General features: G+C 62.3%; 26 protein-coding genes and 1 tRNA gene. 13 read left to right on the top strand and 14 right to left on the bottom strand.

The window, feature by feature from the left end:
• The first annotated feature begins 113 nt into the window (after positions 1–113).
• Together ACYG9R_RS14555 and ACYG9R_RS14550 are read left to right on the top strand one after the other, a co-directional pair.
• Complete coding sequence (locus ACYG9R_RS14555; RefSeq protein WP_023731082.1) at positions 114–794, top strand: queuosine precursor transporter; 681 nt, start codon at positions 114–116, stop codon at positions 792–794.
• A gap of 3 nt (positions 795–797) precedes the next feature.
• Positions 798–1,469 (top strand): polyamine aminopropyltransferase, encoded by a 672-nt coding sequence (locus ACYG9R_RS14550; protein WP_023686729.1) that lies wholly within the window; start codon positions 798–800, stop codon positions 1,467–1,469.
• 5 nt (positions 1,470–1,474) lie between these two features.
• On the opposite strand, the gene ACYG9R_RS14545 is transcribed toward ACYG9R_RS14550, so the two are convergent.
• The 4 genes from ACYG9R_RS14545 to ACYG9R_RS14530 all read right to left on the bottom strand — a co-directional run bounded on the left by ACYG9R_RS14545 (position 1,475) and on the right by ACYG9R_RS14530 (position 6,146).
• Positions 1,475–2,500, bottom strand: coding sequence for an esterase-like activity of phytase family protein (locus ACYG9R_RS14545; protein WP_023824976.1), 1,026 nt, complete (start codon positions 2,498–2,500; stop codon positions 1,475–1,477).
• On the bottom strand, positions 2,497–4,395 hold the full coding sequence (gene cobT / locus ACYG9R_RS14540) for a cobaltochelatase subunit CobT (protein WP_023824977.1): 1,899 nt from the start codon (positions 4,393–4,395) through the stop codon (positions 2,497–2,499). The genes ACYG9R_RS14545 and cobT overlap by 4 nt, the downstream gene beginning before the upstream one ends.
• Positions 4,396–4,406: 11 nt before the next feature.
• Positions 4,407–5,393, bottom strand: coding sequence for a cobaltochelatase subunit CobS (gene cobS, locus ACYG9R_RS14535; RefSeq protein ID WP_023670677.1), 987 nt, complete (start codon positions 5,391–5,393; stop codon positions 4,407–4,409).
• A gap of 123 nt (positions 5,394–5,516) precedes the next feature.
• A complete protein-coding gene (locus ACYG9R_RS14530) occupies positions 5,517–6,146 on the bottom strand; it encodes a J domain-containing protein (RefSeq protein WP_032887126.1) in 630 nt (209 codons plus the stop codon).
• Between the two features lie 168 nt (positions 6,147–6,314).
• On the opposite strand from ACYG9R_RS14530, the gene ACYG9R_RS14525 reads away from it, so the two are divergent.
• Positions 6,315–6,617: a BolA family protein gene (locus ACYG9R_RS14525; RefSeq protein ID WP_023711704.1), complete on the top strand. Its 303-nt coding sequence runs from the start codon at positions 6,315–6,317 to the stop codon at positions 6,615–6,617.
• 11 nt (positions 6,618–6,628) lie between these two features.
• Here ACYG9R_RS14525 and ACYG9R_RS14520 read toward each other — a convergent pair whose 3' ends face one another.
• Positions 6,629–8,182 (bottom strand): acetolactate synthase large subunit, encoded by a 1,554-nt coding sequence (locus ACYG9R_RS14520; protein WP_023824978.1) that lies wholly within the window; start codon positions 8,180–8,182, stop codon positions 6,629–6,631.
• A gap of 224 nt (positions 8,183–8,406) precedes the next feature.
• Positions 8,407–8,535, bottom strand: coding sequence for a hypothetical protein (locus ACYG9R_RS14515; protein ID WP_023670673.1), 129 nt, complete (start codon positions 8,533–8,535; stop codon positions 8,407–8,409).
• Between the two features lie 183 nt (positions 8,536–8,718).
• On the opposite strand from ACYG9R_RS14515, the gene ACYG9R_RS14510 reads away from it, so the two are divergent.
• Genes ACYG9R_RS14510 through ACYG9R_RS14500 form a run of 3 tightly spaced genes read left to right on the top strand, consistent with a single transcriptional unit; the run spans position 8,719 to position 13,553 of the window.
• Complete coding sequence (locus tag ACYG9R_RS14510) at positions 8,719–10,668, top strand: PrkA family serine protein kinase (RefSeq protein WP_023714986.1); 1,950 nt, start codon at positions 8,719–8,721, stop codon at positions 10,666–10,668.
• 17 nt (positions 10,669–10,685) lie between these two features.
• Entirely contained in the window at positions 10,686–11,993 is a 1,308-nt protein-coding gene (locus ACYG9R_RS14505) for a YeaH/YhbH family protein (RefSeq protein ID WP_023686733.1), read from the top strand.
• 9 nt (positions 11,994–12,002) lie between these two features.
• On the top strand, positions 12,003–13,553 hold the full coding sequence (locus ACYG9R_RS14500) for a SpoVR family protein (protein WP_023714987.1): 1,551 nt from the start codon (positions 12,003–12,005) through the stop codon (positions 13,551–13,553).
• 41 nt (positions 13,554–13,594) lie between these two features.
• On the opposite strand, the gene ACYG9R_RS14495 is transcribed toward ACYG9R_RS14500, so the two are convergent.
• From ACYG9R_RS14495 to ACYG9R_RS14485, 3 genes are read right to left on the bottom strand one after another with little or no spacing between them, the layout of a single operon-like run.
• A complete protein-coding gene (locus ACYG9R_RS14495) occupies positions 13,595–14,491 on the bottom strand; it encodes an HlyC/CorC family transporter (RefSeq protein ID WP_023670669.1) in 897 nt (298 codons plus the stop codon).
• Entirely contained in the window at positions 14,488–15,621 is a 1,134-nt protein-coding gene (gene aroB / locus ACYG9R_RS14490; RefSeq protein WP_023706317.1) for a 3-dehydroquinate synthase, read from the bottom strand. The genes ACYG9R_RS14495 and aroB overlap by 4 nt, the downstream gene beginning before the upstream one ends.
• Positions 15,618–16,229 (bottom strand): shikimate kinase, encoded by a 612-nt coding sequence (locus ACYG9R_RS14485; RefSeq protein WP_023670667.1) that lies wholly within the window; start codon positions 16,227–16,229, stop codon positions 15,618–15,620. Before ACYG9R_RS14485 ends, aroB begins: the two co-directional genes overlap by 4 nt.
• Before the next feature lie 171 nt (positions 16,230–16,400).
• On the opposite strand from ACYG9R_RS14485, the gene ACYG9R_RS14480 reads away from it, so the two are divergent.
• The 5 genes from ACYG9R_RS14480 (at position 16,401) to ACYG9R_RS14460 (ending at position 20,367) form a co-directional block, all read left to right on the top strand.
• The gene (locus ACYG9R_RS14480; RefSeq protein WP_023670666.1) at positions 16,401–16,553 is read left to right on the top strand and encodes a hypothetical protein; all 153 of its coding nucleotides are present in this window, start codon (positions 16,401–16,403) and stop codon (positions 16,551–16,553) included.
• A gap of 20 nt (positions 16,554–16,573) precedes the next feature.
• A complete protein-coding gene (locus ACYG9R_RS14475; RefSeq protein WP_286439652.1) occupies positions 16,574–17,485 on the top strand; it encodes a site-specific tyrosine recombinase XerD in 912 nt (303 codons plus the stop codon).
• An 88-nt stretch (positions 17,486–17,573) separates the two neighbouring features.
• Positions 17,574–18,524 carry an acetyl-CoA carboxylase carboxyltransferase subunit alpha gene (locus tag ACYG9R_RS14470; RefSeq protein ID WP_023670665.1) on the top strand — a complete coding sequence of 317 codons (951 nt, stop codon included), beginning with the start codon at positions 17,574–17,576 and terminating at the stop codon, positions 18,522–18,524.
• A gap of 238 nt (positions 18,525–18,762) precedes the next feature.
• Complete coding sequence (locus tag ACYG9R_RS14465) at positions 18,763–20,058, top strand: L,D-transpeptidase family protein (protein ID WP_023706316.1); 1,296 nt, start codon at positions 18,763–18,765, stop codon at positions 20,056–20,058.
• A gap of 60 nt (positions 20,059–20,118) precedes the next feature.
• The gene (locus ACYG9R_RS14460; RefSeq protein WP_027050749.1) at positions 20,119–20,367 is read left to right on the top strand and encodes a sulfurtransferase TusA family protein; all 249 of its coding nucleotides are present in this window, start codon (positions 20,119–20,121) and stop codon (positions 20,365–20,367) included.
• A 12-nt stretch (positions 20,368–20,379) separates the two neighbouring features.
• Here ACYG9R_RS14460 and ACYG9R_RS14455 read toward each other — a convergent pair whose 3' ends face one another.
• Together ACYG9R_RS14455 and ACYG9R_RS14450 are read right to left on the bottom strand one after the other, a co-directional pair.
• Positions 20,380–21,477: a CobW family GTP-binding protein gene (locus ACYG9R_RS14455; RefSeq protein WP_023822508.1), complete on the bottom strand. Its 1,098-nt coding sequence runs from the start codon at positions 21,475–21,477 to the stop codon at positions 20,380–20,382.
• Positions 21,478–21,480: 3 nt separating this feature from the next.
• Positions 21,481–22,659 carry a D-alanyl-D-alanine carboxypeptidase family protein gene (locus ACYG9R_RS14450; protein ID WP_023694057.1) on the bottom strand — a complete coding sequence of 393 codons (1,179 nt, stop codon included), beginning with the start codon at positions 22,657–22,659 and terminating at the stop codon, positions 21,481–21,483.
• 233 nt (positions 22,660–22,892) lie between these two features.
• Between ACYG9R_RS14450 and ACYG9R_RS14445 the strand changes: the two genes are divergently transcribed.
• Both ACYG9R_RS14445 and ACYG9R_RS14440 read left to right on the top strand, forming a co-directional pair.
• Positions 22,893–24,056, top strand: coding sequence for a M20 aminoacylase family protein (locus ACYG9R_RS14445; protein WP_023699100.1), 1,164 nt, complete (start codon positions 22,893–22,895; stop codon positions 24,054–24,056).
• 106 nt (positions 24,057–24,162) lie between these two features.
• Positions 24,163–24,239, top strand: a tRNA-Arg gene (locus ACYG9R_RS14440).
• Positions 24,240–24,517: 278 nt separating this feature from the next.
• Here ACYG9R_RS14440 and ACYG9R_RS14435 read toward each other — a convergent pair.
• Genes ACYG9R_RS14435 through ACYG9R_RS14425 form a run of 3 tightly spaced genes read right to left on the bottom strand, consistent with a single transcriptional unit; the run spans position 24,518 to position 26,568 of the window.
• Positions 24,518–24,928: a TadE/TadG family type IV pilus assembly protein gene (locus ACYG9R_RS14435; protein ID WP_023708223.1), complete on the bottom strand. Its 411-nt coding sequence runs from the start codon at positions 24,926–24,928 to the stop codon at positions 24,518–24,520.
• Positions 24,918–25,343 carry a TadE/TadG family type IV pilus assembly protein gene (locus ACYG9R_RS14430; protein ID WP_245260130.1) on the bottom strand — a complete coding sequence of 142 codons (426 nt, stop codon included), beginning with the start codon at positions 25,341–25,343 and terminating at the stop codon, positions 24,918–24,920. The genes ACYG9R_RS14435 and ACYG9R_RS14430 overlap by 11 nt, the downstream gene beginning before the upstream one ends.
• A 19-nt stretch (positions 25,344–25,362) precedes the next feature.
• Positions 25,363–26,568, bottom strand: coding sequence for a pilus assembly protein TadG-related protein (locus ACYG9R_RS14425; RefSeq protein ID WP_460221833.1), 1,206 nt, complete (start codon positions 26,566–26,568; stop codon positions 25,363–25,365).
• Positions 26,569–26,575 lie beyond the last annotated feature (7 nt).

Genomic DNA, 26,575 nt, shown 5'->3' with positions numbered 1-26,575 from the left:
CTCAAAACTTCTAAGGCAGCAGCATCGGAGCAATCCGATGCTCAAAACTTGCAAGGCAGCGCGACCCGAACTTCGGCTAGCGCCTGGCTGGTTCCATTACCCAGGATAAAAAAATGACTTCCTTCTCGCGATATCTGCCCTTTGTGGCCGCCATGGCGCTTGTCGTCGTGGCATCGAACATCCTCGTGCAGTTCCCGATGCAGGGCCAGGCCGGCGGTCTGTCGCTGGGCGACATCCTGACCTGGGGCGCCTTCACCTATCCCTTCTCCTTCCTGGTCACCGACCTTGCCAACCGCCGCTACGGGCCGACCGTGGCGCGCCGCATCGTCCTTGTCGGCTTCATGACCGCTGTGGTCTGCTCGATCCTCGTCCCGCCCTTCCTGTTTCGCCACGGCCTGATCGAGTTCGAGACATCAGCCGACCGGCTGGTGCGCATCGCCACAGCTTCCGGCGCGGCCTTCCTTTGCGCGCAATTGCTCGACGTCACCGTGTTCAACCGGTTGCGCCGGCAGAGCTGGTGGCGCGCGCCGATCGTCGGCACGCTGGTCGGCTCGGTGTTCGACACCCTGGTGTTCTTCAGCATCGCCTTTTCGGCCGCCTTCGCTTTTGCCGGCCCGAACGACAGCTTTGCGCTGGAGACGGCGCCGCTGATGGGCGTGCTGCCGGTCGAGTCCATGCGCTGGGTCTCCTGGGCGCTGGGCGACCTCTCGGTGAAGCTGATCATCGCTGTTGTGGCCCTGATCCCCTACCGGCTGCTCGCCGCCCACTGGAGCCAGCCGGCCGTGGCTGTCTAGGCCGTGATTCCCTGGGTCCAGCTCGGCTCGGCCAAAACGCCTGACGGCGGACAGGAACTGCGCCTCAAGCAGCGCGGCAGCGAATTCTCGATCATGCTCGGCACCAATGAGCTGATGAACAGCCGCCTCAGCGGCTCCGAGGAAGCGCTGGCCAAGCTCTCCTGTGAAAAGATCGGCGGCCGCGCCCAACCGAAAATCCTGATCGGCGGCCTCGGCATGGGTTTTACGCTGCGCGCTGCGCTTGCCCAAATGGGCGCCGACGCAGGCATCACCGTTGCCGAGCTTGTCCCCGCCGTCATCGCCTGGGCGCGCGGCCCCATGGAGGCGGTCTTCGCCGGCTGTCTCGACGATCCCCGTGTGACGGTTCGCGAAGCCGACGCCGGGCACATCATAAGATCCGACAAGGCAGCCTGGGACGCCATCCTGCTCGATGTCGACAATGGCCCCGAAGGCATCGTCTACAAGGGCAACGACGCCCTCTATGGCGCTGCCGGCCTCGGCGCGGCGCGTGCAGCGCTCAGGCCCGGGGGCGTGCTGGCTGTTTGGTCGCAAGGCCCCGATGCCGGCTTCACACTTAGGCTCAAGCAGGCGGGCTTTGTCGTGGACGAGGTGAAGACGCGCGCCAATGGCAAGCGCGGCGCGCGCCACGTCATCTGGATCGCCACCAAGCCTTAGGGCTCTCAATCCTGGTGCAGGATGAATTCCAGATAGAGGTTGCGCTGCAGGATCGAATGGTTGTCGTCCGAGATCAGCGACACCATCAGCGCTCTGTCATCGCGGGTCCAGACGTCGAGTCCTTCCATATTGTCGATCTGGTAGCCCATGTCGGCTTCCATCAGCACCGGCCCGTCGGCAACCGCGCCCTTCTCGACTCTTTCGCCATAGATGCGCCTTAGCCGCATCCTGACACCGCCGGCCATCGAGAAACTGCGCTCCAAAAGCAGCAGGTCGCCATCCGGCAGGAAGGCGCCGTCAGTGATGTCGAAATCACCGTTGCGCTTGACCGTGAAGACGCCCTTGTGCGGCCCTTCGATGATGGCGGCATAGATGTTGCCAGCCTTGTCCAAGCTCTTTTCCGAGACCACGACGAGGCCGCCCTCGTGCTGGCCGTTGGGATTGGCGTGGGTGACGGTCTCGAAACCGCGGTTCTGTCGCAGTTCGCGGGCTGGAACCAGAAAGTTCAGTTGCTTGAACGGGGCCGTCATGTTGCTGGGGTCAATCTTGAACTGGGCGACGCGGTGATCGCGCTCGAAGCCGACGGTGGCGATGCCGTCCTTGACTGCAAGGCCCTCGGCATCGACTTCCCATTTCCTGTCGATCGGCCGGCCCTTTTCATCGACCATCTGCTGCATGCGGAAATTCTGGATGCCGGACGGCCGCTTGTCGGCATCATGGGTGATCGAGCCGAAGAACCAGAAGCCCGTATCGGCGACGCCGATGAAATCGCTGCCGGGTTTGACGAACCGAAATGCCGACAGCGCGCCGAAATCGCGCGTCGTCGAGTTCATCTCAAGACCGCCGACGAATTCCAGCAGCCCAAACTGCTTGTCGGCGCTGCCGATATTGAAGGTGGTGATCGGCCGCGCCGAGACTTCGACCGGCTCGACCGCGCTTGGGCCGGCGGCGATGGCCGGCGCAAACGCCATGCCGAACAAGGCAGTGACCGCGAAGAGCATCTGCCGAAACCCGCCGCGCAAAAAAATCATCCAGCGCGCCGGTAGCCGCCGCGGCGTGTATCGCGCACGTTTTCCTCGGCAAACAGCGAGGCCAGCTGCTCGGTCATGGCGCCGGCCAGTTCCTCGGCATCGACGATGGTGACGGCGCGCCTGTAATAGCGGGTAACGTCGTGGCCGATGCCGATGGCCAGCAGCTCGACCGGCGAGCGCGTCTCGATCAGCTCGATGACGGCGCGCAGGTGCCGCTCGAGATAGTTGCCAGGATTGACCGACAGCGTCGAATCGTCCACCGGCGCGCCGTCCGAGATCATCATCAGGATCTTGCGCTGTTCGGGCCGGGCGATCAGCCGGTTGTGCGCCCATAACAACGCCTCGCCGTCGATGTTTTCCTTGAGCAGGCCCTCGCGCATCATCAGGCCGAGATTGCGCCGGGCGCGGCGCCACGGATCATCGGCGGATTTGTAGATGATGTGGCGCAGATCGTTGAGCCGGCCGGGGTTCGGCGGCTTGCCGTCCTTCAGCCACTTCTCGCGAGCCTGTCCGCCCTTCCACGCCCGCGTGGTGAAGCCGAGGATCTCGACCGAGACGCCGCAGCGCTCCAGCGTGCGCGCCAGAATGTCGGCACAGGTGGCGGCAACCGTGATCGGCCGACCGCGCATCGAGCCCGAATTGTCGAGCACCAGCGTCACCACCGTGTCGCGGAATTTGGTGTCGCGCTCCTGCTTGAACGACAACGGCTGCATCGGGTCGATGACGACACGAACCAGGCGTGCCGGATCGAGATAACCCTCTTCGAGGTCGAAATCCCAGGAACGGTTCTGCTGCGCCATCAGGCGGCGCTGCAGCCGGTTGGCGAGCCGGCCGACGACGCCGGAGAGATTGGCCAACTGCTTGTCGAGGAAGGCGCGCAGCCGGTCGAGTTCTTCTTCCTCGCACAGCTCTTCCGCACCGACCGTCTCGTCGAAGGCGGTGGTGAAAACCTTGTAGTCGATCTCTTTCGGCAGGTTGGCGAAGGGGTTGTCGTTACGGCGCGCCTCGCCCGGCGTTTCGGCGTCCGCATCGTCATCGTCGGAAAGATCGTCGGCAGTGGCGTCGGAGGCCTCAGTCTCGGACGACTGTTCGTCGTCGGCCGAGGCCTCGGCATCCTCGGACTGCGACTGCTCGGAGCCGGAATCGTCTTCACCGCCCTCCTCGCTCTGCTCCTCGCCTTGCGGCTGGTTGTCGTCATTGTCCTCGGAGTCTTCGGTTTCCTGGTCGTCGCCGAGTTCCTCGGCCATCTCCATGGACGCAAGCATCTCGCGCACGACGCGGGCAAAGGCCTGCTGGTCGCCAAGCTTGGCCGACAGTCCGTCGAGATCGGCCTTGGCTTTTTCCTCGACCCAGGGCCGCCAGAGGTCGACCAGCCGTTCGCCGCTCTTCGGGATCGGCCGTCCGGTCAGCTTTTCGCGCACCATAAGCGCCAGCGCCTCCTCGATCGGCGCGTCGGCCTTGTCCTTGACGTCGACAAGGTTGGCCTTGGCGTATTTGTCCTCCAGCATCGAGCCGATATTGTCGGCGACGCCCTGCATGGCGCGGCTGCCGATCGCCTCGACGCGGGCCTGTTCCACGGCGTCATAGATCGAGCGCGCCAGCTTGCCTTCCGGCGCCAGTTTGGTGTGGATGCGCTGATCGTGGCAGGCGCGCTTCAGCGCCATGGAATCGCCCAGGCCACGAGTAATCGCGATATCTGTCTTGGACGCTTTCTTCGGCAGTTCGGGCAGTCGGGCGCGGCTGCCGGCGAGCGCCGGGCGGTCCTTGGCGAAACCGACTTCGAGCTCCTTGTCGCCGGCGATGGCGCGCATGCAGACGGTGACGGCACGCTTGAAGCTGTCGGCTTCAGACCCCGTCTTCGACTTGTTGCGCGTGTTGTCGCCCGGACCCGCCATCGAGGCTCTGCTCAGCCCAGCACCACGTTGGCGGCGCTCTCGGGCAAATCCTCGCCGAAGGCGCGCTGGTAGAACTCGGCCACCACCGAACGCTCCAGCTCGTCGCATTTGTTGAGGAAGGTCAGCCGGAACGCCATGCCGATATTGCCGAAGATCTCGGCATTTTCGGCCCAGGTGATGACGGTACGCGGGCTCATCACGGTCGACAGATCGCCATTGATGAAGGCCGAGCGCGTCATGTCGGCGACGCGCACCATCTTGTTGACGATGTCCTTGCCCTTGCCGTCGCGATAGTGCTTGGCCTTGGCCAGCACGATGTTCACCTCATTGTCGTGCGGCAGGTAGTTCAGCGTGGTGACGATCGACCAGCGATCCATCTGCGCCTGGTTGATCTGCTGCGTGCCGTGATAGAGGCCGGTGGTGTCGCCGAGGCCAACGGTGTTGGCGGTCGAAAACAAGCGGAACGCCGGATGCGGGCGGATGACCCGGCTCTGGTCGAGTAGCGTCAGGCGGCCCGACGATTCCAGCACGCGCTGGATGACGAACATCACGTCCGGACGGCCGGCATCGTACTCGTCAAAGCAGAGCGCGACATTGTGCTGGTAGGCCCAGGGCAGGATGCCGTCGCGGAATTCGGTGATCTGCAGGCCATCCTTGACGACGATGGCGTCCTTGCCGACGAGGTCGATACGGCTGACATGGCTGTCGAGGTTGACGCGCACGCAGGGCCAGTTAAGGCGGGCGGCGACCTGTTCGATGTGGGTCGATTTGCCGGTGCCGTGATAGCCAGACACCATGACGCGGCGGTTGTACGCAAAGCCGGCAAGGATCGCCAGCGTCGTCGCCTTGTCGAACAGATAATCCGGATCGATGTCCGGCACATGTTCCGAGGTCACCGAATAGGCCGGCACCACCATCTTGGACTCGAAGCCGAATTTGTCTTTCACCGACACCGTCGTGTCGGGCAAATTGGCGATGTCGCGATCGACCTTGTTCATCTCTATCCAAGTCTCCACGGGCGAAATGCCTGATTTCGCCGGCAATCGATTTTGTCCGGGGGCGGTCTTAGAGCCTTTTCCACCCTTATGAAAGTTGGAAAACGACACGAACCGTTAGGTCGCTCAGCACAAACCCGCCTGCTTGAGCACGCGATAGGCCTGCAGCACATCGCGGAACCGGTCTTCCGAACCTCTATCGCCGCCATTCGCATCCGGATGGTGGCGCTTCACAAGTTCCTTATAGCGCGCCTTGATGTCCTTGCCAGTCGCCTTTGTATCAAGGCCAAGCGTTTCCAGCGCCTTGGCCTCAAGCGGCTTGGCCTTGCGTTCGCGCGCCTCGCGCGGGTCCTTCGGCCCTTTGAACAGGTCGAAAGGATCGCGCATGCGGTTGTAATAGCCGGCGCGACCGGAACGCTGCTGGGCGAAATCGGGCGAGGAGCGCGTCGAGGCGCCGGCGACGCCCATCTTCCATGTCGGCCGGTGGCCGGTCATCGCTTCCTTCTGGAAGCGGGCTATCTCGGTGTCCGGCACGCCGGAGAAGTAGTTGAAACCCTTGTTGTATTCGCGCACATGATCGAAGCAGAACTGAAAATACTCGCCTTCCTTCATGCGTCCGACCGGCGCCCGGTGGGTACCGGCCTCCTTGCAGCCGTCCCACTGGCAGATCGGCGAGTGCGACTTCAGCTCCGCATCCTTGTCGGGACGGACCCGAATTTTCTCGAAATATTTGGGGTACGGTTTCATCTCACCCATTTATGGGCTGTTCGCACGTGCGAAACAAGAATTGACATTTTCGCGATCATCGCCCTAACCGCTGAATCGCGGCATAAAGCAGGGCGAATGGCGATTTTTGAGGCGGCCCGGCGGGATCGATCCCGATTTCCCGATCACGCCTTGCAGATATGGTGAAGGGAGATGGCGATGTCCATACAGGCGACGATGGAAGACAAGCTGAACAAGGCGTTTTCGCCGGAGCGCCTGGCGATCGTCAATGAAAGCCATCTCCATGCCGGTCATCACCACCACGGCTCCGACCATCACGCTGCCTATGACGGCACTGGCGAGACGCATTTTCGCGTCCGCATCGTCTCATCCGTCTTTGCCGGCATGAGCCGCATCGACCGCCACCGCGCCGTCAACGAATTGCTCGCAGCGGAGCTGCAAGCCGGCGTCCATGCGCTGGCAATCGAACCGGCTGCACCCGGCGAAAAGACCCGTTGGTAAGTCTCTCCGCCTCAGATCACCGCTTCAATGAGAAACGGTCCCGGACGCGACAGGGCACTGTCGAGCAGCGCGTCGAACCGCTCGCACGTGTCGGCGCGGGCCGCCTCGACGCCCATGCCTTTGGCCAGCGCAACCCAGTCCAGCGCCGGATGGTCGAGATCGAGCATGCGCCTGGCGTTCTCGCCGATCTCATTGACCCCGACATTCTTCATTTCGCCATGCAGGATGGCGTAGGTCCGGTTGGAAAAGATGATGGTCACGACGTCAAGCTTTTCCCTGGCCTGGGTCCACAGTCCCTGCACCGTGTACATGCCACTGCCGTCGGCTTCGAGATTGATCACCTTGCGGTCCGGGCAGGCGATCGCCGCGCCGGTAGCCATGGGAATGCCGCCGCCGATCGATCCGCCCGTACCCATCATGTAGTCGTGCGGCGCCGCAAAGGCGGATAGCGTGAAGAACCGTCTCGCCGAGGTGACCGCTTCGTCGCAGACGATGGCATTGGCCGGAAGTTTGCGCGCCACCGACAGCGCGATGGCATCGTCCGTCAGTCTGCCGCTCAGCGTCGGTTCGTCTGGAAAGGCGGTTGCGGCGGCGAATTGCTGCGTCGGCTTGATGCCGAGCTCGTCGGCCAGCGCCTCCAGCGCCGCTTTCAGATCCTGGCCATGCGCCGCCAGCGAAAGCACCTTGCAATCGTCCCGAACCAGCCGCCCGGGCTTGCCGGGATAAGCGAAGAAGGCAACCGGCTCCTTGGCGCCGACCAGCACCAGCAAATCGATATCCCGGAGCGTGGCCGTCGCCGCATCGACCGGATAGGGAATGCGGGTCGGGGCGAACCGCCCGCGGCCGCGCTGCATGCGGGCGATCAGAACCTCACTGAACAGCCTGACATCGCTTCCCGATGAGATTCTCCCTGCGATTTCAAGTCCATCGGCGCGCGCCGCCTGCCCACGCACCACCATGCCGACACGGCCCGGCGCGGCGCGGATTGCTTCGGCGATCGTGCGCACAACAGCCATGTCGACGGCGGGCGGCGGCTCCAGCTTCACCTTGCCAGGCGAAATCGCAGCAACTTCGCCCCAGGCGGCATCCGCAGGCAGGATCAAGGTCGTGACGCCAGGCGGCGTGAGTGAGGCGCGGAAAGCCGCCTCTGCGGCCGGCACAATATCGGCCGGCCCCTTGACGCGGCCAACCCAGTTCGACATCGGCGACGCCAGGCCTTCAATGTCGCTGGTCAGCGGGGCATCGAGCGGCAGATGGTAGGAAGCATGGTCGCCGACAATGTTGATCATCGGGCTGCGCGCACGCCTTGCGTTGTGCATGTTGGCCAAACCGTTGGCGAGACCCGGTCCGGTATGCAGCAACGTTGCTGCCGGGCGGTCGGTCATGCGCGCATAGCCGTCGGCGGCGCCGGTCACCACGCCCTCGAACAGGCCGAGCACGCAGCGCATCTGAGGTTTGCGGTCCAGTGCGGCAACGAAATGCATTTCGGATGTGCCAGGATTGGCGAAGCAGACCGTGACGTCATTGGCCAGGAGCACGTCGCACAGCAGATCGGCGCCATTCATGATTTTCTTTCCCAATCGACAACTCAGGAACAATTGCACCTGTAGCCGCCGGGTCGGCAATGTCCCGCCGGGGCTTTTGGTCTGATCCAGGACGCCTCGCGGGGATCGGGGATCAACCGACGGTCCATTCAGGAAGGCCAGCATCGCGGCGGTCAACGCGTCGCCGTCCTCGCCGAAGTCGTGATTGATCGACATATGCGTGTAGGCGTTGCCGTCGAACAGCGTCACTTCAGTGCCGATGGCGCGCAGGCGTTTGGCAAAGCCTTCGATTGGTCGTCGCGGCCTTCGGCGCGCGAATAGGCGATGAAGGTCGGCGGATGCTTGTGTCCATCGAGATAGCTGGCCGGCGACAACGCCGCCCATCAGCGCCGCAGCACCGGGCAACCCGCCATTCCAGCCACTCCGAATGTTTCCTCCCAAGCCTTCTACCCGGATTGCAGCCACTCTCCTTCATGTGAAGGGAACCAACAATGCTTTCCGACAGTTGAAGGTGATGAGGCGATTGGAATCCAGATCGGCTCCGAGGGCAGAACATCATGCGTGCAACCCAATCCGACGTCTTCGATCTTTTTTCGGAAATTTATGCCAATGCGGCGGACGAAGAGGTCAGCATCCAACAGTATCTTCTTGCCTGTCGGGAAGACAAATCGATGTACGCTTCGGCTCCCGAAAGGATGGTCGACGCAATCGGCGAACCAAAACTGGTTGACACCAGCAAAGACGAGCGGCTCGGCCGCATTTTCTCGAATCGGACCCTCAAGGTCTACCCTCATTTTTCCGACTTCTATGGAATGGAGGATACGATCGAGCGCATAGCCGGGTATTTCCGCTATGCCTCGCAGGGTCTCGAAGAACGCAAGCAGATCCTCTATCTCCTCGGCCCGGTCGGCGGCGGCAAATCCTCTCTGGCCGAGCGCCTGAAGAAACTGATGGAGCAGCGCCCGATCTACACGCTGAAGGTCGGCAACCAGATCAGCCCGGTTTTCGAGTCGCCGCTTGGGCTGTTCCATCCCGATCACATGGGTGATCTGCTGGAGGATAAATACGGCATAGCCCGGCGCCGGCTGAACGGATTGATTTCGCCATGGGCGGCCAAGCGCCTCGACGAATTGTCTGGCGACATCTCCAAATTCAGCGTCGTCAAGCTGATGCCTTCGCGGCTGCGCCAGATCGGCATTGCCAAGACCGAACCTGGCGATGAGAACAATCAGGATGTCTCGGCCCTGGTCGGCAAGGTCGACATCAGGCAATTGGAAAATTTTAGCCAGTCCGACCCCGATGCCTATTCCTATAGCGGTGGCCTGAACCGGACCACGCAAGGTCTGCTTGAATTCGTCGAGATGTTCAAGGCACCCATCAAGGTTCTGCATCCGCTGCTGACCGCGACACAGGAAGGCAGCTACAACGGCACTGAAAATTTCGGCGCCTTTCCCTACCAGGGGATCATCGTCGCCCATTCCAACGAGTCGGAATGGCAACAGTTCAAGAGCAACAAGAACAACGAGGCGTTTCTCGATCGCATCCTGGTGGTCAAGGTACCCTATTGCCTGCGGATCACCGAAGAGAGGCAGATCTATGAGAAATTGCTGCGTGAGAGCGAGTTGGCCGCCAGCCCCTGTGCCCCTGAAGTTTTGGACATCCTCAGCCGCTTTGCAGTTTCGACGCGCTTGGCCGAGCACGACAACTCGCCGCTCTACACCAAGATGCGCGCCTATGACGGCGAAAATCTGAAGGAAGTCGATCCCAGGGCAAAGTCGGTCCAAGAATATCGCGACGCCGCCGGCGTCGATGAAGGCATGACGGGCGTCAGCACGCGCTTTGCCTTTAAGATCCTTTCGCAGACATTCAACTTCGATAATGAGGAGGTGGCCGCCGATCCTGTGCATCTGATGTACATTCTGGAGGAGGCGATCAAGCGGGAGCAGTTCCCGAAGGAAACGGAAGCGGCCTATCTTGAATTCATCAAGTCGGAGCTTGCGGCGCGCTACGCCGAGTTCATCGGCCACGAAATCCAGAAGGCCTATCTGGAGTCCTATAGCGAATACGGCCAGAACCTCTTCGACCGCTACATCGCCTATGCGGATGCCTGGATTGAGGACCAGGACTACAAGGACCCCGACACCGGCCAGATCCTCAACCGGGAGATCCTGGACAACGAACTTTCGCAGGTCGAGAAACCGGCAGGCATCGCCAATCCCAAGGACTTCCGTAACGAGGTGGTGAAGTTCACTCTGCGCGCTCGCGCAAGAAACCACGGCCGCAACCCGTCATGGACCAGCTATGAAAAACTGCGCGAGGTCATCGAGAAGCGGATGTTCGGACAGGTCGAGGACCTCTTGCCGGTGATCAGCTTCGGCTCCAAGCAAGACAGCGTTACGGAAAAGCGCCACAACGAATTCGTGCAGCGCATGATCGAGCGTGGCTACACAGAACGGCAGGTACGCCGGCTGGTGGACTGGTACATGCGGGTGAACAAGGCGGGTTGACAGAGCCGGATGGTTCCATGCCGATCTTCATCGACCGTCGCCTGAACCCCAAGGACAAGAGCCTTGGCAATCGACAGCGCTTCCTCAGGCGTGCTCGCGAGGAGTTGAAGCGGAGCATTCGCGATCAAATCCGCACTGGCAGGATCGCCGACGTGGATACCGAGCACGCCGTGCCCATGCCTGAAAGGAAAACGGCCGAGCCGAGCTTCAACGATGACAGGGCCAGCGGACGGCGCCGACACATCCTTCCGGGCAACAGGCATTTTTCCCCTGGAGACCTGCTCCCGAAGCCGCATGGGGGCGGCGCGGCGTCGTCGCCAGGAAACACGGCGTCGGAAGACGATTTTCGTTTCGTGCTGTCACGCGAGGAGGTGCTCGAACTCTTTTTTGAGGATCTCGAACTGCCCGACCTGGTTAAGCTCAATCTCAAGGAAATCCTTGCCTTCAAGCCGCGCCGGGCCGGCTTCGCGGCAACCGGTTCCCCGACCAACATCAATGCCGGCCGCACCATGCGCAACAGCCTAGGCCGGCGCATTGCGCTGAGGCGCCCCACGCAGCAGGAACTGGAGGCGATCCTCCGGGAAATCGTCACGCTTGAGTCGGCCCCGGCCGGCGCGGCGGTGCGCCAGCGCATCGCGGAATTACGCGACGAGCTTGACCGGCTGGAGCGACGGCGCAGGCGAATTGCCTTTGTCGATCCGGTCGATATCCGATTCAACCGCTTCGACGCCCGGCCGGTGCCGAATGCCAATGCCGTCATGTTCTGCCTTATGGACGTGTCCGGATCGATGGGCCAACGCGAAAAGGACTTGGCCAAACGCTTCTTCGTGCTGCTGCACCTGTTCTTGAAACGGCGCTACGAACGCACGGAGATCGTCTTCATCCGCCATACCCATGAGGCGCACGAAGTGGATGAGGACACGTTCTTCTACAACACGCAGAGCGGCGGTACGATCGTCTCCACCGCGCTCGACGAAATGCACCGCATTATCGGCCAGCGCTATCCTGCCAGCGAGTGGAACATTTACGCCGCGCAGGCCTCTGACGGGGACAATTTCACCACCGATTCCGAGCGATGCATAGAGCTCATGAACGGCAAGCTCATGCGCCTGTGCCAGTATTTCGCCTATGTCGAGATCATCGACGAACGCGAGAGCCACATATTCGGTGCTACCGAAAACGGGACGTCGCTTTGGCGCGCCTACAGTACGATCGAGCTGAAATGGCCCAACTTCCAGATGAGCCGCATCGCTGCTCCCGCGGATATTTACCCGGTCTTCCACCGGCTCTTCGCCAGGCAGCCGGCGGCCATCAAGAGCGCTTGAGAGAGAGAGATGGTCAGGCGAGCCAACGAAACGAATTTGTTGTTTTCCGGTTCTGACTGGAATTTCGAGAAATTATCGCGGGCTTTTGAAGAGATCGAGGCGATCGCGGTCGACGAGTTGTATCTCGATACTTACCCGGTCCAGATGGAGATAATCTCCTCCCAGCAGATGCTCGACGCCTACTCATCTATCGGCATGCCACTGATGTATCGGCATTGGTCGTTCGGCAAACATTTCCTTCACCAGGAGCTTCTTTACCGTAAGGGTGGTCGGGGGCTGGCCTATGAACTGGTCATCAACTCCAATCCCTGCATCGTCTACCTCATGGAGGAAAACACCATGGCGTTGCAGGCCCTTGTGACGGCCCACGCGGCGCTTGGCCACAATCATTTCTTCAAGAACAATCATCTGTTTCAGCAATGGACCGACGCCGGGGCAATCCTGGGTTATCTGGACTTCGCCAAGGGCTACATCGCCCGGTGCGAGGAGCGGCACGGCCTTGCAGCAGTGGAGGCCATTCTCGATTCCGCCCATGCGCTGATGGAACAAGGGGTGTTCCGCTACCACCGGCCGCCAAAGCTCTCGTCGGAGCGACAGCGCGAAGGGCTTCGCGAGCGCCTCGAATACGAAGAGCGCTCCTACAACGATCTGTGGCGCACGCTGCCGCCGTCGCAGAACAAAAACAAGTCCGGCAATGAGGATCAAGGGATGGCGGAGCGCAAGAGATCGCTCAACCTTCCCGAGGAAAACCTCCTTTATTTCCTCGAGAAGAACAGCCTGATCCTGGAACCCTGGCAGCGCGAGATCATCAGGATCGTCCGCGTCATCGCGCAATATTTCTACCCGCAGCGACAGACTCAAGTCATGAATGAAGGCTGCGCCACCTTCGTGCATTATACCCTCATGAACATGCTATTCGATCGTGGCCGGATCGGCGAAGGTGCCATGCTCGAAATCCTGCGCAACCATTCGAACGTGATCTTCCAGCCGGCCTTTGACGATCCCCGGTTTTCAGGCATCAATCCCTATGCCCTCGGCCTCGACATGATGCAGGACATACAGCGCATTTCGACCGAGCCGACGGCGGAGGACCGCGACTGGTTCCCGGACATTGCAGGACATGGCAACTGGCGCGAGGTCCTGCTTGAGGCCTGGGCCAACCACCGCGACGAATCCTTTATCCGCCAGTACCTCAGCCCGAGCTTGATCCGAAAATGGCGGTTCTTCGTGCTTGGCGATGGAGCCGACAAACCGCATTTCGAAGTCGCGTCGATCCACAACGAACGTGGCTATCACAAGATACGCGCCCAGCTAGCCCACAGTTACGACCTTGGAGCGAATCGGCCGGACATCCAGGTGATTGATGTCGACCTGCTCGGCGACCGGCAGTTGCGGCTGCAACACAGGGTAAAGGATGGTGTTGTGCTCGAAGGGGCCAGCCGTGACGCGACGCTGCGCCATGTCCGCAGCCTCTGGGGCTACGAGGTCAGCCTGGTCGCAGTTGACGCTCAAACCGGTGCGACCATCCACGAACGGTCTACGAGCCAGATCGCGGCATAAGCTCGGCAAAGAGCGTCATGTGGCGGGCCTGCTCGGTACCTTTAAGATTCGCCCGCCGGCCTGATCCTGATTCTGGCGATCCGGTTTTTGTCGCGCTTCATCACCACGAAGCGCTTGCCGTGGAAGGTGAAAGCCTGCTTTTCCTCGGGGATCGACTGCGTCTCGTGGATGACCAGGCCGGCAATGGTGGTCGCTTCCTCGTCAGGCAGGTTCCAGTCGAGCGCCCGGTTGAGATCGCGGATCGGCACGGTGCCGTCGACGACCACGGAACCGTCCGCCTCCTGCTTGACGCCCTGAATGTCGACATCGTGCTCGTCGGCGATCTCGCCAACGATCTCCTCGATAATGTCCTCCAGCGTCACCAGCCCTTCGACCTCGCCATATTCGTCGACGACGATAGCGAAATGCGCCTTGGCACGCAGGAAGGCGTTGAGCTGTTCCTGCAGCGTGGTGGTGTCGGGCACGAACCAAGGCTTCGACGCGATCTTCATCACGTCGATCCGGGAAAAGTCGTTGCCGACCTCGTTCAGCGCTCGCAGCAGGTCCTTGGCGTGCAGCACGCCGACAATGTTGTCGAGAGAGCCTTTCCACAACGGCATGCGGGTGTGCGGGCTCTGCAGGATCTCGCGCACCACGGCTTCCGGCCCATTGTCGGCATTGACCGAGCGCATATTGGTGCGGTGGACCATGATGTCGGAGACTTCGAGCTCGGCGAGATCGAACAGCCCGCCGACACGGTCGCGGTCCTCACGCACCATCTGGCCGTCGCGGCGGAAATCGTCGACCGCGCCGCGCAACTCGTCCTGGGTCGAGCGCTGCGGCTCGATGCGCGACAACTCATAGCCGAACATGGCAAGCAGGCGCGTGCGCACGGCCAGGACAAGCAGGATGAGGATGGCAAGGACGGCGACGACGGTCCAGCCGGGCTCGTTGATCATCGCGGCCGGCCTTCCTGGCCCGGGTGGTTTTCGCTGAGGAACGAAAGCACTTCCGACGCCGGTACATCCTTGGCAATAAAAGCCTGGCCAACGCCGCGCGTCAGGATGAAGGTCAGCGCGCCGCGCGACACTTTCTTGTCCTGGGTGATGAAGCCAAGAAGCGCCTCGGCATCGGGCAACTCACCAGGGATGTCGGCCATCCGCCAGGGTAGACCGACGGCGCGAAGATGCGCCTCGACCCGCGCCGCGTCGTCCGGGCTGGCCAGATTGAGCCTTGCGGAAAAGCGGTGCGCCAGCGCCATGCCGATGGCGACGCCTTCGCCATGGACGAGGCGGGCGCCGTCATACTGTGTGGCGCCTTCCAGCGCATGGCCGAATGTGTGGCCAAGATTGAGCAGTGCGCGGTCGCCGGTTTCGAACTCGTCGCGGGCGACGACATCGGCCTTGGCGCGGCACGCCTCGGCAATGGCCTCGGTCCGCTCCGGTCCGCCAGCGAACACCTTTTCCCAGTTCGCTTCCAGCCAGGCGAAAAACGCCGGTCGGTCGATCAACCCGTATTTGGCAAGCTCGGCATAGCCGGCGCGAAATTCGCGGATCGGCAGCGTGTCGAGCACTTCGGTGTCGGCCAGCACCAGTTTCGGCTGGTGGAAGACACCGACCAGATTCTTGCCGCGCGGACTGTTGATGCCGGTTTTCCCGCCGACCGAGGAATCGACCTGCGCCAGCAGCGAGGTTGGAATCTGGACGAAATTCATGCCGCGGCGCACGATGCCGGCGGCAAAGCCGGTGAGGTCGCCGATGACGCCACCGCCGAGCGCAATGACGACATCGCCGCGCTCCAGCTTGGCGGCGAGCACGCCGTCGACCACCTCTTCGAGATGGGCAAAGCTCTTGGTCTTTTCGCCGGCCGGCAAAGTGATGACGGCAGGCTGGATGCCGCCTGTTTCCAGACCGGCCTTCAGCGCGTCGAGATGTGCCGCCGCGACATTGTCGTCGGTGACCACCGCCGCTCTCGTGCCGGGCAGGCGGCGCGAAATCTCGGCGCCGGCGCGCGCCAAAAGGCCGGGGCCGATCAGGATGTCATAGGCACGCTCGCCAAGGCCGACCTCGACAGTGACCGGTTCGCTCACAGCCGCACCTCGCCCGGCGCAGTCGGAGCCGGAATGCCGAAATGCCCGCACAGCGCGTCGACAACCTCGGTCGCAATGACCTCCTTGCGGTCGTCGCGTGTCGGCACCGTGATGTTGGACGTGGCATAGACCGGGTAGCGCTCGCCCATCAGCCGCTCGAGCACGGCGCGCGGATCGGCGCTTTTGAGCAACGGCCGGTTCTGCTTCTTGGACACGCGTTCCATCAACAGGTCGATCTCGGCCTTCAGCCACACCGACACGCCATGCCCGGCGATCGCTTCCCGCGTCTGCGCATTCATGAACGCGCCGCCGCCGGTCGACAGCACCTGCGGCCCACTCTCCAGCACGCGCAGGATGACGCGCTGCTCCAATGCCCGGAATTCGGTCTCGCCATAACGTTCGAACAGTTCCGGCACCGTCATGCGCGACACGGTTTCGATCTCCTGGTCGCTGTCGACGAAGGGCAGCGACAGCATCGTCGCCACCTTGCGGCCGATCGCCGTCTTGCCGGCGCCCATCAGGCCGACAAAGACGATCGAGCGGCTGCCCAGCCTGTCGAGCAGCGCGGCATGGCTATCGCCGGGAGGATTTGCTGGTAACGCGTTCATGAGACCATGCTGTTTCTAAGCCGTCTTTACCGGCGTATCGACATCAAAAGCCCGTTTGCGTCAAGCATAGCGCCTTTCGCACGCAGAGCCCTTCGTCCTTGAATTGACGGAATTAGCGTCCCATAAGGACACGGGCTTGGAATCGCAGAGCAAGAAGACGGGCGAAGATTGATGCCGACACTGTTCCGCTTTGTCGTGACGATGATGATTCTTGCCGGCATTGCCTATGGTACGATGGTGGCGCTGGCGATGTTCGTCGAGCCGAAAAAAGCCGAAATCACCGTGCGCATCCCACCGGAAAAGCTGAACCCCAAGAAAAACTGACCCAAACTGACCCCTGGAACATGAACAGCGCGGCTCGCATCGAAGCCTTTCTCGAGATGATGAGCGCCGAACGCGGTGCCGCTGCAAACACGCTGTCTTCCTACCGCCGTGATCTCGAAGACGCTTCGCAGCAGATTGCCGGCGGGCTTGCCGCTGCCGCCGCAGCCGACATCCGCGCCTATCTCGACGATATCGCGGCGCGCGGCTTTGCGTCGACGTCGCAGGCGCGCAAACTGTCGGCGATCCGCCAGTTCTTCAAGTTTCTCTACGCCGAGGGCTTGCGCGGCGACGACCCGACCGGCACGCTGGACAGTCCGAAAAAGGGCCGGCCGCTGCCCAAGACGATGAGCGAGGCCGATACCGGTCGGCTGCTCGACCGTGCGGCGCTTGAGACAGGCGATGGCGTCAATGGCGACCGGGTGGCGGCACTGCGCCTGCACGCTTTGGTCGAGGTGCTCTATGCCACCGGCCTGCGCGTCTCCGAACTTGTCGGCCTGCCGGTGACCGTCGCGCAGCGCGACGACCGCTTCTTCATGGTGCGCGGCAAGGGCGACAAGGAGCGCATGGTGCCGCTGTCGGCCAAGGCCCGCATGGCGATGCGGGCATGGCTCACGGCCCGGGCGTCGGTGCCGGCTTTCGCCGACAGCCCGTTTCTGTTCCCGGCCGCCGGCGACAGCGGCTTTCTCTCCCGGCAGGTCTTTGCCCGCGACCTCAAAGGCCTTGCCGCGCGGGCCGGCATATCGGCGGCGAAAATTTCGCCGCATGTGCTGCGCCATGCTTTCGCCAGCCATCTCCTGCAGAACGGCGCCGATCTCAGGGCGGTGCAGCAGCTGCTCGGCCACGCCGATATCTCGACCACGCAGATTTACACGCATGTGCTGGAAGAGCGGTTGGTGCGGCTGGTCAACGATCATCATCCGCTTGCCGACTAGGCCTCATATCGCTATGTGAGGGCAACGTGCCCGCGCGGAGCCTACATCTGCGCGATGTTTGCCTTCCGACGCATCGGTCCGCTCAAGAATGTACAATTACCTCGATTTCGAAAAGCCGGTGCAGGACCTTGAACTCAAGATCCTCGAGCTGAAGAAGCTTGCCGAGAATGGCGAGGCGGTCGATGTCGGCGACGAAATCAGCCGGCTCGAGAAGCGCGTGCGCGACGCGCTGCGCGACATCTACAAGGCGCTGACGCCGTGGCAGAAGGTGCAGGTCGCGCGCCACACCGACAGGCCGCATTGCCTCGACTACATCAAGGGTCTGTTCAGCGATTTCACGCCGCTCGCCGGCGACCGCAATTTCGGCGAGGACCAGGCGATCATCGGCGGCTTCGCCCGATTCCGCGGCGAACCGGTGGCCGTCATCGGCCAGGAAAAGGGCTCCGACACGGCGAGCCGGCTCAAGCACAATTTCGGCTCGGTGCGCCCTGAAGGCTACCGTAAGGCCGTGCGGCTGATGGAACTTGCCGACCGCTTCCAGATTCCACTTCTGACGCTGGTCGACACCGCCGGCGCCTACCCCGGCGTTGGCGCCGAGGAACGCGGCCAGGCTGAAGCCATCGCCCGTTCAACCTCGGCCTGCCTCGGCCTCAAAGTGCCATCGATTTCGGTCGTCATCGGCGAAGGCGGTTCGGGCGGCGCCATTGCGATCGCCACCGCCAACCGCGTCTACATGCTGGAACACGCCATCTATTCGGTGATCTCGCCGGAAGGCGCTGCCTCGATCCTGTGGCGCGACACCACGCGCTCGAAGGATGCGGCGACCAACATGAAGATCACCGCCCAGGACCTTCTGGAAATGAAGATCATCGACGCCATCATTGCCGAGCCGCTCGGCGGCGCCCAGCGCGCGCCCGAAACGGTGATCGCCGCCACCGGCGACCTCATTGCCAAGACGATGAAGGAATTTGCCGGCGCCAATACCGATTTTCGCGAGCAGCGCCGCGAAAAATACCTGGCGATGGGCCGCAGCCTCTGATTTCGGCGGGCAACGCACCGCAATGTGGCGTCAAGGAGCAATTTCGCCATAAAAATGCCGCCGCATTCGGCTCAATAAAAAATCCGTGACACCGGGCGAATTGCCGTGGGGGACGCCGTCCGACGCTTGCGGTAAGGAATTTTCAAGGTTAACGGGCTTAGGGTGTCCGTCAGTGTTCAGCATACAGGACCGGGCGCTATCCGGCCCGTGACGCGAGAAAAAAGACATAGCCGTATCCATGTTTGCCAAGCTTGCCCGCACCGCACTTCTGATCGCCGCGCTTGGCGTTGCCGGCTGCAACGATTCCTCTATGAAGAATTTTGCGCCGGAAGCCAGCAAGCCGCTGCCGGACAAGATCCTGGCCGACATGAAGGCCAAGGGCATGATCCGCACCTCGTCGGTGATGGCTCGCATCTTCAAGGAAGAAGGCAAGCTCGAAATCTGGAAGGCCAAGACCACCGGCCGCTACGAGATGGTCGCCAGCTACGACATCTGCAAATGGTCGGGCAAGCTCGGCCCGAAATACACCGAGGGCGACCGCCAGGCGCCGGAAGGTTTCTATACGGTCCGCCCGTCGCAGATGAATCCGCGCTCGAACTATCACCTGTCCTTCAACATCGGCTATCCCAACGCCTATGACCGTGCCAATGGCCGCACCGGCGCCAATCTGATGGTGCACGGCGCCTGCTCGTCGTCGGGCTGTTATTCGATGACCGATCCGCAGATCGAGCAGATCTACGCTTTTGGTCGCGATGCCTTCCAGGGCGGCCAGACCGAGTTCCAGATCCAGGCTTTCCCATTCCGCATGACCGCCGCCAACATGGCGCGTTACCGCAACGACCCGAACTATGAGTTCTGGAAGATGCTGAAGGTCGGTTACGACAATTTCGAGATCACCAAGGTGCCGCCGAAAGTCGATGTCTGCGACAAGCGCTATGTCTTCAACCAGGTGGCGCCCGAGGGCACGACATTCGATCCGACCGGCGCCTGCCCGGCGACCACGCAGCCGGATTCGCTGAAGAGCGCACTCAACGCCTATCAAAGCAGCTATGACGCGGCCTTCACCGGCGCGGTCAAAGCCAGCGTGCCGGCGCCCAAGCCGACCATTGCCGGCATCAAGGAAGCCGCCATCGTTTCCGAATGGTCGAAGCGCCGCGCCCGGGGCGAGCGCGTGCCGATCGAACCGCCGTCGCTGAATTCCGACGGCACGCTGACCGAGACGGCGCGCATGGGCCGCATCGATTCGCCCGCCGGCCGCAAGATGGCGGCGCTGGACGCAGAGAAGGAAGCCAAGCGCAAGGCCGAGGAACAGCGGGTTGCTGCCATCGAGGCTGCGAAAGCCGCCAAGGCCCAGGCACTGGCTGAAAAGCAAGCCGCAAAGGCCCAAGCGCTGGCCGAAAAGGAAGCAGCCAAGCAGGCCCCCCAGCAGCCGGTCGCCACTGCGAGCGTCGAGGCGGCGCCTGCAGAACCGCCGGCGGACGAAAGCCGGATGTCGAAGATCAAGAACAAGCTGCTAGGCATGTTCGGCGGCTGAGGTTTTTCGCCTTGCCGATGCATGTCGCCCAAAAGTGCGCAGCGGTTTTGGGACAAAGACATGCATGAAGACAAACAAACAAATCACACCGCGATCTATGACCTCAAGGGCCTGAACTGCCCCCTGCCCGTTCTCAAGGCGAAAAAACGCCTGGCGGCAATGCAGCCGGGCAGCCGGCTTTGGCTGGAGACCACCGACCCGCTGGCGGTCATCGACATCCCCGCCTTTTGCGCCGACGCTGGCCACCAGCTTGTTGAAACATCAGCCGTCAGCGGCGGCCACCGCTTCCTGGTCGAACGCGGCGCATAGCGAGCCTGACAATCAGCCCCCGGCTATCGCCAGCGGATTGCTCTCCAGCGCCGCGCGATCCGGCGTGTCGATCGACGGCCGGTTGGTGAAGGCGGAAAACAGCCGGCGCACATAATCTTCCGGCATATCGAGCGTGATCAGCACCAGCCTGGTGCCGCGTTGGCCGTCCGGCCAGGCCAGCAGCCGCGCCGGCGGATGCAGGATCTTCTGCACCCCGTGGACGACAAGCGGCCGCGACGGGTCCTCCGCAAGCTCGATGACGCCCTTCATCCGCAAAAGCTTGTCGCCATGCGCAGAACGCAGCAGGTCGAGGAACATCTCGATCGCCGAAAACGGCACCGGGCCGTCATGGACCAGCGAGTAGGAGCGCACGCGGGAATCGTGGCGGTGGTGGTGCTCATGTTCGCCGTGATCATGATGATGGTGGTGCTCATGGGCGGCTTCTTCGCCGAGCCAGCGCCGGACATCGGCGGATTTGGTCGCCGCATTGTAGAGGCCGCAATCGAACAGCGCCGTGACGCCGGTTCGGCCGTCGCCGGCCTCCAGCACCACGGCGCCTGGATTGAGCTGATGGAGTCGCGTTCGCAAAGCATCGACGTCGCCGGGATCGCTGGCCAGATCGACCTTGGTCAGCACGATGCGATCGGCGACCGCCACCTGCTTGACCGCCTCGACATGGCCGTCGAGCGTCGCATTGCCGTTGACCGCGTCGACCAGCGTGATGACGCCATCAAGTCGGAAGGCCTGCACAAGGGCGGGATGCGCCATGATCGACTGCAGCACCGGCGCCGGATCGGCGAGCCCGGTGGTTTCGACGACGACGCGGGCAAGGCGGGCGATACGGCCGGTCTGCAGCCGGTCGACGAGGTCAGCCAGCGTATCGACCAGTTCGCCGCGCACCGTGCAGCACAGACAGCCGTCGGACAACTGGATGATGCCGTCCGAGGCCTGCTCGACCAGCAGGTGGTCGATCGCCACCTCACCGAATTCGTTGATGATGACGGCCGTGTCGACCAGTGCCGGATCTTTGAGCAGCCGGTTGAGCAATGTCGTCTTGCCGGCGCCGAGGAAGCCGGTGACCACCGTGACGGGTATCGGAAAGCCAGCCATCGCCTAGTTCGCGGCTTTGACCAGCTGGTCGCCCTGCACCGCGGTTGCCTGGCCCACCACGGCCGGTTCGGCGCCCTTTGGCGCCGGAATGTCTGGCCGCCAGCTCGGCAGCGGCACATCGGCGTATTCCTGGCCGCCCTGGTCGAGCATCGCCTTCGGCGCCGGCCCGGTGGCGCCGCCGAGGCCCACGGCAACCAGCGTCGGCACGTGGTCGAGCTTTTCCTGATAGGGCGATTTCGGCACGTCGGCACCCTTCGCGGCCACCGGCGGAGCCGCCTCGGACTGCTCGTGCGGCGCCTTCTTCCTGCAGATCTCATCATGCATGTCGTTGGGTGACATTGTATCGCCATAGGAAGGCATGGCCGCGACCGTGAGCCAGTTCGGGTCGGGCGTGGCAAAGCCCTGGTCGAGCAGCCTGGCGGCGGTCTCGGCACGGCTGATCGCCGATTTTTCGCCGAGCACGACCGCGACCAGCGTGCGGCCATTGCGTGTCGCCGAGCCGATCATGTTGAAGCCCGAGGGACAGACGAACCCGGTTTTCATGCCGTCGGCGCCGGGATAGCGCCCGATCAAGAGATTGTAGTTTGAGATCGCCTTCTTGCCGACGGCAAGGCCTTCGATCGAGAACCAGGGGGCGTATTGCGGGAATTCCTTGCGGATCGCCATCACCAGCAGGGCAAGATCGCGCGCCGTCGTGTACTGCTCCGGCGAAAACAGGCCGTTCGGATTGACGAAATGCGTTCCGGTCATGCCAAGCCGCGCCGCCTCCGCATTCATGCGAACGGCGAATCCGGCCTGCGAGCCGCCTATGTTTTCGCCGATGGCCATGGCGATATCGTTGGCCGATTTGACCAGCATCATCTTCAACGCATTGTCGAGCCGCATCACCGAGCCCGGCTTGAAGCCCATCTTGCTCGGCGGTTCGCCCGCCGAATGCTTGGTCACCTTGATCGGTGAATCGAGCTGGACCTCGCCGGCGGCAATCGCCCGGAAGGTGACATAGGCGGTCATCAGCTTGCTCAGCGAAGCGGGATACCAGCGCTTGAAGGCGTCCTGGTGCTGCAGAACCTTGCCGCTGTTGAGGTCGAACAGGATCACCGGATTGGCCAAAGCTGGCCCAGCCAGCATAGGTAGCGCCAAGCCGCCCGTTAGCAGTAATTTGAGGATATGGCTGTGCCGCATCATGGAATCCGAAATCGCCTCTTGCCGTAGTCGCCCCTGGCTCCGTAAGATTTCGTTACGCGATGGCCAGCATGACCTGATCCGGCCCTCAATTTCCGGATCACATTGTCTGGGGTGCTATTTACCCTATGTGACGCCAAGATGGCAAAGTGCCAAGATGGCAACAAGCATGGCAATCACAATTGCAATCAAGCAGGCCAGATCGTCTGCTCCAACAGCGAGATGGAACCATTATGCCGATTCTCAACCGCGCCGCCGAGATGCAGGATGAAGTTGCCGGCTGGCGACGCCATCTGCACCAGACGCCAGAACTGAATTTCGATGTCTTCAAGACCGCCGCCTTCGTCACCGAGAAGCTGAAGGAATTCGGCTGCGACGACGTGGTGACGGGCCTCGGCAAGACCGGCGTCGTCGGCATCATCCATGGCCGCAAGGGGCAAGGCGCGACCATCGGCTTGCGCGCCGACATGGACGCGCTGCCGATCAACGAGATCACCGGCAAGCCCTATGCCTCGACCATTCCTGGCAAAATGCATGCCTGCGGCCATGACGGCCATACGGCGATGCTTTTGGGCGCCGCCAAATATCTGACCGAAACGCGCAATTTCGCCGGCTCGGTCGCGGTCATCTTCCAGCCGGCGGAAGAGGGCGGCGGCGGCGGCAACGAGATGGTCAAGGACGGCATGATGGAGCGTTTCGATATTTCGCGCGTCTTTGGCATGCACAACATGCCGGGCCTGCCGGTGGGCCAGTTCGCCATCCGGCCGGGCCCGATCATGGCGGCGACCGCCGAGTTCACCATCACCGTGAAGGGCCGCGGCGGCCATGCGGCGATGCCGCACGGCACGATCGACCCGATCGTCATCACCAGCCAGTTGGTCGGCGCCCTTCAGACGGTCGCTTCGCGCAGCACCGATCCGGTCGAGGCGGTGGTGGTTTCGGTGACGAAGTTCCACGCCGGCGACGCCTACAACGTCATTCCCGAGACCGCCGAGATTGCCGGCACGGTGCGCACACTGAAGAAAGAGATCGCCAAGAAGTCGGAAGAGCGCATCCGCACCATCTGCGAAGGAATAGCCACCGCCTTCGGCGCGACGATCACTGTCGACTATGACGCCAACTATCCCGTGACCTTCAATCATCCGGAAGAAACGGTCTTTGCCGGCGATGTCGCGGCACATGTCGCCGGCGACACCCAGGTCCACCGCGCCATCCAGCCGGTGATGGGCGGCGAAGACTTCTCCTACATGCTGGAAGCCCGCCCTGGCGCCTTCATCTTCATCGGCAATGGCGAGACCGCCGGCCTCCACCATCCGGCCTACGACTTCAACGACGAAGTCATCCCGCACGGCATGAGCTACTGGGTGAAACTGGCCGAAACGGCGCTCGCAGCCTGACATATGCCGCCGAAAGGCCGGCCGATTAGCCTTCGGCCGGCCTTTTCATTGCCTTCGGCGAGCCTCTTGGCGAAACGATCCGAAGCGGCTATGTGTCGGGCCGCGTGGTCCCGTAGCTCAGTAGGATAGAGCGGCAGATTCCTAATCTGTAGGTCACAGGTTCGATTCCTGTCGGGATCACCAGCAAGATCAAAGGCTTGGTGACTGAGATAGCCTGTCGGCATGTTGCAGCACTGATGGACTGCTTTTCGGTGATTTTCACGGACGCGACCAAGCAAGCAGCCTGACTTTAGTTCCATAGAAAAAGTCCATCCCTGAGGTCTCAGGAGCGAGCTTTAAGCATCTACAGCCGCGAAGAGAATCGACCTCTTGCAAGTACAATTCCAGATCGAGCGATGGTTCCCAGTCGATCCGTTACCGTCTGAGTTCGGCGCCGCCAACTCAACGAAGCCGGCCGTATCCTAGCTGGCCACCAGGGGCACCGTGACGGTCGTGGCGTAATTTATCGGATACTGGTCGAAATACGGGAAAGCGATGACGAAGGCATAGCTGGCGGTCAGATGCGCCATCTTGAAACCGCCGCTGGCAGGGTCGGTCGCGATCGTCACAATGACGTTCTTCAGACCCAGGTTCACCAATTTCTGCGTGGCGATGGCCTGGATGTCGCTCTGCGAAAGCGTGTTGTTCAGCTGCAGCGCCCGGGAAGAGGTTTCCAGTGTATAGCGGACGGTCGACACGGCATTCATGGCCCAGCCGAAGGCGAAGATTCCGAACAAAAGCATCACCAGGAAAGGCGCGATCAAGGCGAATTCCAGCCCGGCTGCGCCGGAGCAGTCACGGCGCCACCTGGATCCGATCCTTTCAGCGGACACGGATCACCTGCTGATGACTGATCGCGCGCGGGTCCGGGAAGACACCGAAGTTAAACGGGGGCACCCAGGTGCCCGTCGCCGTTATCTGGACGAAGACGGTCGGCAGCTTCGTTCCGCCGCAAATGGTGGTCGCATCCACGACCGTGGCGCCGCACAAATAGGAGCGGACCAGTACGACCGCGGCGTCCTCGGGCTTGTCGTTCCAGCTCGAAAGCGCGACCGCCTGCGTTCCGGTGTCATTGGACGCGCCGGCCATTACGAGATTGGCCGCGGTTTTAACGCCCGCGCGCATCTGCAGGTAACTCGTTACGTAGGACCAGCCGTCGGCGATGCCGAGGCAGACGAGGCACAGGATGGGCAGCAACATGGAAAACTCGACGGCAGCTATCCCGGATTTGTCCAGGACAATGCGCAAGGTCCGCCCACCCATCCCGCTACTCGACGAGCTGAACGGATTGCGTCGCCGGAATGTTCTTCATCCCGAGGCTGGTGCAGTCCTGCTTGATGGTCGTACTGCCGGACCACTGGATGGTGTCGGCGACGACCTGAGTGCAGCCGCCGTTCCCGGAGAAGTTGCCAAGGTAGTTGACCTGCTGCCTGGGGAAATAGATGGCGCCGGTCAAAAGCGAGGCCGCGGTGCCGTTGAAGGTGCTCTGCGCCGCGGTCCCGGTCCTGTCGCCGTAGAACAGCACGCCGGAATAGGCTCCGGAGGTAGGCGCGCTCAGCGTCACCTTGGCGTTGCCGTTCATGCTGACGGTGTTGCTGCCTGCCATGAAGATGGTTACCCCGCTGCCGGCGACGACCGCGTTGGCGTTGACCTTCATACCGCCCTGCACGACGTAGACGCCGGGCTGCAGGGTGACGTTGCCGCTGAGGCTCATGCCGCTACAGTAGGTGCCAGGCTGGAGTGTTTGCGACGTCTTGTTGCCGTTGACATTCTTGCAAGGGTTGCCTGCTGTCGGCGTCGCCAAGCCGGAGAAAGGATCGGCTGCCGGCAAGGCTCGGGTGATGTTGGACTTGCAGACCGTGGTCGCTGGATTGTTCAGCACCATGCCGCCGACCGTGATCAGGCAGTCGGCCTTGAGCACCGCCGAGCCCTGCGTCTTTATGGCGTCCGAGGCAATCGAGTCCGACATGACCGAACAGCCGGTGAGGTTGACGGTGGTGTTGCCGGAAAAGAGCGCAGCCTGGGAGGCCGAAGGACTGAGCGCCAGCACACAAGCCTTGGAGGCGTCATTGATCAGCGCCACCGCCCTTGCCTGTTCGGCAACAGGCGCCTGGTTGAAAATCGCCGTGAAGTAGCGGTCGAGATTCTGCTTGACGATGACCTCTACCGCCTTCTTCGCGGTGTTCGGGCCGGACAATGGCGGCGTGTTGACTTGAATCGTGCCCGGCGTGGCAAAATTGTTCGAGGTGGCGGACTGCGTGGCGGCGGCAATGATGGTCGGGTTATCGGAACCCGCGACTTTCTCGAGCGCACCGGCATAGGCCGCGGCATCGGCGACGGCCTGCAGCTTGAGGCTGCTGTAGTACCAGAGGGATGTCTCGACACCGAGGCCGGCGCCGCCGACCACGACCGGCAAGGTGAAGGCAAAGATGACGGCAACGTTACCGTTCGTGGCGCGCGTTGGGCGGCCCAAAGCAAAC

Source organism: Mesorhizobium sp. RSR565B (assembly GCF_054719465.1).
This window is presented reverse-complemented; position numbering and strand designations above follow the sequence as displayed.